Below are 6,126 nucleotides of genomic sequence, written 5' to 3'. Positions count from 1 at the left end.
GCCGGGCACGTCGTAGATCCAATACACACGCTCGATTTTGAAGGGGATATGCTTAAATTCCTCGATGAAAGAGAGGTTTCCGCGGGGGTCTTCAAATTTGGGGAGAGGGATGATTTGTGGCATGGAGAGATTCAAAGATTCAAGAATTGACATTAATAAGTTATTTGTAGTCTTTTAAGTTATGGGTAACAGTGATAAGAGTAAGATCAAGGATTAATTTAAAAAAAGCCGTGTGGAGAGTGGAGAAATAATGGTGTGAGTTAAGTTCTCCGGCTTTGTTAAGCTAACTGTATCTTATGTTATTCACTCCAGACCACCCGTCTTACGTAATCGCTGTAGGCAAGGATGATCCGAACCACTTTTTCACTCACATTGGGCATGGCGTAGTCGCTTACTTGCCTGAAATTTCTTTCATTACCTGTTTTTTGGTATTGTAATTGAACCAGGCCCTGCATAATCCTTTCGGGATTGAGGCCTACCATCATCACGGATGCTTCCTCCATGGCTTCGGGGCGTTCGTGGGCTTCGCGGATGTTGAGGGCACGAAAATTCATGATGGAGGATTCCTCTGAGATGGTGCCAGAGTCGGAGAGGACGGCGAAGGCATTGATCTGCAGTGCGTTGTAATCGGAGAAACCTAATGGTTTCTGCCATTCAATCAATGGATGCAAAGCATACCCATCTTTTTCACTTTTGTCTTTTGTCGTTATACTTTTGTTTTGCCCTTGAAACTCTTCTAACTTTTTTCGGGTACGAGGATGCGTTGAGACAATGATGCGATAGCCATATTTTTCGGCGATGAGATTCAATGAATTAATTAATCCTTTAAAATTTTTCTCGCTGTTAATGTTTTCCTCACGGTGGGCAGAGACGACGAAATATTTTCCTTTTTCGAGGCCAAAACGTGTCAGTACATCAGAGGCCATGATCTTTGGCATATAATGATGCAGGACCTCATACATGGGGCTACCCGTCTTTATGACCCGATCGGGCGGAAGTCCTTCGCGCAGCAGATATTCCCGGGCTATACTACTGTAGGTGAGGTTGATATCGGAAATATGGTCTACAATCTTGCGGTTGGTTTCTTCCGGAACGCGCTGGTCGAAACAACGGTTACCTGCCTCCATATGAAATATAGGTATATGTCTTTTTTTTGCCGGAATGGCACAGAGGCAAGAATTGGTATCGCCCAATACCAGGAAGGCGTCGGGCTTTTCTTTTTCGAGTATGGGATCAATGTTGATTAAAATCTGACCAATGGTGGCCGAAGGAGTTTCTCCGGCTGCATTGAGGAAATAGTCCGGCTTTCTAATCTCTAAGTCTTCATAAAAGATCTGATTAAGCTCATAATCGTAATTCTGGCCGGTATGGACGGTGATGTGCTTAATGGCTTCGGATGCGTCGAGGGCTGCCATGACGCGAGAGAGGCGGATAATCTCTGGACGGGTGCCAACGACGGTGAGGACTTTGAGTTTATTCATGCTAAGGTGGTAGGGTGCTATAGTGTGGTAGCGTGGTAGATTGGTGAGGTGAGTGAATTATGGTTTTTTGCGGAGAGAGCGGATGAGTCCGAATATCATGCTTCTGATATGGTTGATGTTAGACTGTATTTCGATTGATTATATGTAATTAAGGCGATAGGTTAGTCCAATAGTGTTTCTATTTCGGCAAGTGAGCCATTGGCAATATTCAGAAATTGAAGAACTTCTTTTGTAGAACTACGCCCTGATCCTTCGGCAATGTTTGACGCCACGGATACTGCAGCCCGGCGCAATTGTGACGTTAATCCATATAATTCCGTACTGGGGAAAGATTGGGTAATATTGTAGATATCCACTGAAAGTTCCATGGATTTTTTCCAGACATCCAGATCCCTAAAACTACTTACCCTACTTAAATCCCTTTCCATAGCGATTATTTAACCTATTGTATATTAGTAATTTACTACTTTATTGTTTTCTCCATCATCTCTACACCCACGCCTCCACTTTTCCACTTTATCACTTTTCCACCTTTCCACTTTTCCACTCCGTGCTAAACTTTCTCAAAAAACGTATCGGCATCCTCTGGATTATAATGTTCGTTGATCCAAAAAATAGTGTAAAGCTCTTCCTCCCCAACATTGGTGATGTTGTGTGTGTGCCAGATGGGCATGTCCACGAAAGCGGGTTGGCTGCCGTCGAGGTCGAAGTTCATGATTTTGTTCGTGCCAATGCGACGCAGTTGGATGCGGGCTTTGCCTTTGATGACGGCGAAGCGTTCAGCTTTTCGGGTATGAAAATGGTTGCCACGAGTAACTCCACACATGGTAGTTGAAAAGCTTATTTGTCCTCCACTGTTGAGTTTAATAGTTTCGACGAAAGAGCCTCTGTAGTCGGTTTTAAGTTTTAGTAGATAAGGAAAGAAGCTTTCATGGTCGATATAGCAGAGAAAGGTGTTCCAGAGATTGCGGTCGAAGGGTGTATTGAGGTTGGGTATTTCCCCCTTTTCGAAGTAGTCGTTTCTGTATTGTGTGAGTTTGGAAAGTAAATCGGAGACTTTGATGGTTGAGCTATGAGGTATCTGTTTGGTTTCACAGTGTTTCACAGTGTTAATCTGTGGTTGATTCTGAGCGACGCTGTGCAACTGAATATCAGATATAATCTCTTTTACCAAATCTCCTACGTAAATCAATTTCAGTTCTCCATCCACCTCGATTTTTGGTGTTTCGTTATGTGTAAGCTGGTGACAGAAAGTAGCCACAACAGAGTTGTAATAAGGATGCCCGAAAGGACCAAAGACATTGGGAATAATGAGTCCAGTAAAGCAAGCGTTGTTTTTAAGTGCCCATTGTTCGAAAAGAAGTCGTCCTTCTTTCTTGGATTTGCCGTAGAGGTTGTCGCGTTCTTCCTGGGTTGATGATGAAAAAAGTATATGTGGAGTTGATTTGGTGGCTTCGCAGGCGGAGATGAGTTGTTTGACCAGACCGATGTTGGTGTTATAGATGACTTCGGGATCGTTGTGGCGGTTCATAGCGGCCAGGTGAACGATGGCGTCGCAGGATGAGACAAAGTTCCTGAGTTTATCTTCATCCTTAAAATAACCATCCTCAAAGGGAATGCGGTCATATTTATCATTGTAAAGCCCTAAGGTGTTAAATAGATGGGTGCCTATGAAGCCACGTTGGCCGGTGATTCCTACTTTAATCATCTTTTTGTTTCACAGAGTTTCGCGGTGTTTTGAACAGAGTTTCAAGGTATGAGTTTTTGTGGCAAAGGCGTAAACGGTGTTTTGAACTGAGTTTCAAGGAGTTATTTTCTTTTTGTACTGTGTGACGCTGTGTTTCCTTCTTGTAACACTGTGGAACTTTTTATTTATAGAACTAATCTTTTAATACCATCTTTCAGGCTTTTAGTGTAGAAGTTTAACAACAAACCCACGTAATGAGCTGATAAACGGAGATAAGTAAGCACTTGCGGTGTATGCACATCCGTAAATGCTTCCACAGTTTTAAGTTCAATAACAACCCAATCTTCAACTAAAATATCGATCCGGCAACTACAATCCAGTTTTAATTCTTCGTAAATCAATAGCAGTGGTTTTTCTTTTTCAACTTTGAAACCTTTCTTTCGCAATTCATAAACTAAACACGCGTGACAAGCTGATTCAAGTAGTCCCGAGCAAAGAATGGGGTGGACTTTGTAGGCTTAATCCTAAATTTCGTTTGTAAGTAGGTTGGTTTCCATTTCTGTTGATTGCATTGTTACACTGTGTTTAACTCTGAGTTACTCCGTGTAACAAATTTCCATAAATCAAGAGGAAACCTTATATCATCCATTTTTGAGTCTTCCAACAACATATCAGAAAATACTATCAACGTTGAGTCTGCTTCGAGGGCTTTGAAGCCGTTGACGCGGCCTGGAGGGATGGTGAGGATTTCGCTTTGGGTATCAATGAGGGTATAGGCATTGATTTTGAGGTCTTTAGAAGGTGATTCCCAGTTATCAATAGCTATAGAATTGATAATGAAGCTGCCTTTTGAGACGAAGAAGTATTTGGTTTCCAGTTTGTGTCCCTGCCAGGCACGAATGGTATCGGTATCCGGGTGGGTGATGGCGTAGAAGCGCTTTACATTTTCAAAATGAAAATCGTTTACGAATCTTACAATCCCACGTTGATCTTTATGAATGTTGCCTTTGATAATTTGCACAGTGTGTTTTTTTCTCAGTGTCGGGTTCAGTGTTAACCAGTTTATTGTGAGGTTTTTTATTAAAATGTTGCTGAATTATTGAGGCTTCACTATGTTTTTCAGAGTTAAAATCTGAGAAACTTTGTGTAGTATAAAATCATTCCGGATATTGAATTGCTTCCATATCACCGAGGATATCTCGACGAATCATTGGCAGTTTCAGCAGTAGGCTCTTCATCTCTTCTAAATCAAGTTGTTTCGTGTTATGCGAGTGGTATTCATCATATTTTGAAAAATCCTCAACGCCTTGGCTATAGTATAGTTCATAATTAAGATTTCGGGTGTCGGCCGGTATGCGGTAGTAACCTCCCATATCATGAGCTTTGACCATGTCCTCGCGGTTTACAAGGGTTTCATAAAGTTTTTCGCCGTGGCGTGTGCCGATGATGCGTATCGGATTGTCAGCCTGATAGAGCTCAAGTAAAGCTTTAGCCAAAGTTTCCACTGTGGCTGCCGGGGCTTTCTGTACGAAAATATCTCCATTTTGCCCATGTTCGAAAGCATAAAGCACAAGATCGACCGCGTCCTCCAGGGTCATCATAAAGCGGGTCATATTCGGGTCGGTGATGGTGAGGGCTTTTCCGGTTTTAATCTGATCCACAAAAAGGGGTATCACCGATCCACGGGAGGCCATGACGTTTCCGTAGCGTGTTCCACAAAACACCGTTCCGTTATCCTCAAGGTTTCTGGAGCGGGCAATCATCACCTTTTCCATCAGCGCTTTCGACATACCCATGGCGTTGATGGGATAAGCCGCTTTGTCGGTGCTTAACACAACTGCACGTTTGACGTGATAACGTTCGGCGGCACTCAGCACATTGTCCGTTCCAAGGATGTTGGTTTTTACTGCTTCAATGGGAAAGAACTCACAGGAAGGAACCTGTTTAAGGGCTGCAGCGTGGAAAATATAATCAACACCTTTTACCACCATATCCACAGCACTCTGGTTTCGTACGTCGCCTATGTAAAATTTTACTTTCGGGTTATTGAGGCGTTTTCGCATATCATCCTGCTTTTTTTCGTCGCGCGAGAAAATGCGAATCTCATCAAACCGTTCGTCATCCATAAAACGGTTCAACACTGCGTTGCCAAAAGAGCCTGTGCCTCCAGTAATTAACAATTTACTACCTTTTTTTATTACCATGTTAACGTACAATTATGCAGGCAACTCTATATTTAAAGAAATAATTTCAAAAAAATATTTGATTAAATTTTTTTAATGTTACCATTGATCATTATGTAAACTTCCAAACTCTCCGGACACTGGGCGCGGCCGGTCTCATCGAAGTGCAGGCGATGGCCATATTCGCTCATCCAGCCAATCTGACGGGCCGGATTGCCCACGACCAACGCATAGGCCTTTACGGCTTTGGTCACTACGGATCCAGCGCCTATAAAGGCATAAGGCCCTATGTCATGGCCACATACGATGGTGGCATTGGCTCCGATGGTAGCGCCCCTGCCTACGTGTGTTTTGAGGTATTGTCCGCGTCTGTTGACAGCAGACCGAGGGTTGATGACATTGGTAAAAACCATGCTCGGTCCGAGAAAGACATCATCATCGCAGGTGACCCCTGTATAAATACTGACGTTGTTTTGGACTTTCACGTTGTTGCCCAGGATGACTTCAGGACTTACCACCACATTTTGACCCAGATTGCAGTTTCGACCGATTTTACAGCCGGTCATGATGTGCGAAAAGTGCCAGATTTTGGTTCCTTCCCCAATTTCACAATCGTGATCTATTACTGCGGTGGGATGCGCATAGTAGGATTTTTCAGTCATTGGCAGGGGTATTAAAATTTTTAAAAAATTAATTAATGACCTTCAGGAGCTCTTTCTTGTAATAATCGACAGTCACTTTAAGACCATTAAGCAGATCTGAATCCGGCTTGTAG

Annotated in this window: 7 protein-coding genes and 1 pseudogene; all 8 read right to left on the bottom strand. The window is 43.0% G+C overall.

Translation table 11 applies throughout. The features are described from left to right. Positions 1-123, bottom strand: a 123-nt coding sequence (locus ACK4EX_RS11620; protein ID WP_409773012.1) for a WxcM-like domain-containing protein, incomplete at its 3' end; no start/stop codon positions are given. Between the two features lie 176 nt (positions 124-299). Beyond that, positions 300-1,481, bottom strand: coding sequence for a non-hydrolyzing UDP-N-acetylglucosamine 2-epimerase (gene wecB / locus ACK4EX_RS11615; protein ID WP_409773007.1), 1,182 nt, complete (start codon positions 1,479-1,481; stop codon positions 300-302). Positions 1,482-1,642: 161 nt separating this feature from the next. Then, complete coding sequence (locus tag ACK4EX_RS11610; protein ID WP_409773005.1) at positions 1,643-1,909, bottom strand: four helix bundle protein; 267 nt, start codon at positions 1,907-1,909, stop codon at positions 1,643-1,645. A 125-nt stretch (positions 1,910-2,034) separates the two neighbouring features. Further along, a complete protein-coding gene (locus ACK4EX_RS11605; protein WP_409773004.1) occupies positions 2,035-3,189 on the bottom strand; it encodes an NAD-dependent epimerase/dehydratase family protein in 1,155 nt (384 codons plus the stop codon). 164 nt (positions 3,190-3,353) lie between these two features. Beyond that, positions 3,354-3,674, bottom strand: a pseudogene (locus ACK4EX_RS11600) (GxxExxY protein); the annotation flags it as partial. A 68-nt stretch (positions 3,675-3,742) separates the two neighbouring features. Further along, on the bottom strand, positions 3,743-4,189 hold the full coding sequence (locus ACK4EX_RS11595; protein ID WP_409773002.1) for a hypothetical protein: 447 nt from the start codon (positions 4,187-4,189) through the stop codon (positions 3,743-3,745). A gap of 136 nt (positions 4,190-4,325) precedes the next feature. Continuing rightward, positions 4,326-5,372 (bottom strand): polysaccharide biosynthesis protein, encoded by a 1,047-nt coding sequence (locus tag ACK4EX_RS11590; protein ID WP_409773010.1) that lies wholly within the window; start codon positions 5,370-5,372, stop codon positions 4,326-4,328. 62 nt (positions 5,373-5,434) lie between these two features. Then, positions 5,435-6,013 (bottom strand): acyltransferase, encoded by a 579-nt coding sequence (locus tag ACK4EX_RS11585; protein ID WP_409773000.1) that lies wholly within the window; start codon positions 6,011-6,013, stop codon positions 5,435-5,437. Positions 6,014-6,126 lie beyond the last annotated feature (113 nt).

The organism is Thermaurantimonas sp., from assembly GCF_046299575.1.
Classification (GTDB): Bacteria; Bacteroidota; Bacteroidia; order Flavobacteriales; family Schleiferiaceae; genus Thermaurantimonas.
The sequence above is the reverse complement of the archived record's forward strand: the minus strand, read 5'-3'. Positions and strand labels throughout refer to the sequence as shown.

What these genes read in the sequence shown, in the direction of transcription:
- ACK4EX_RS11610 (WP_409773005.1), bottom strand. Translation starts at nt 1,909, where the DNA reads ATGGAAAGGGATTTAAGTAGGGTAAGTAGTTTTAGGGATCTGGATGTC.
- wecB (WP_409773007.1), bottom strand. Translation starts at nt 1,481, where the DNA reads ATGAATAAACTCAAAGTCCTCACCGTCGTTGGCACCCGTCCAGAGATT.
- ACK4EX_RS11585 (WP_409773000.1), bottom strand. Translation starts at nt 6,013, where the DNA reads ATGACTGAAAAATCCTACTATGCGCATCCCACCGCAGTAATAGATCAC.
- ACK4EX_RS11605 (WP_409773004.1), bottom strand. Translation starts at nt 3,189, where the DNA reads ATGATTAAAGTAGGAATCACCGGCCAACGTGGCTTCATAGGCACCCAT.
- ACK4EX_RS11590 (WP_409773010.1), bottom strand. Translation starts at nt 5,372, where the DNA reads ATGGTAATAAAAAAAGGTAGTAAATTGTTAATTACTGGAGGCACAGGC.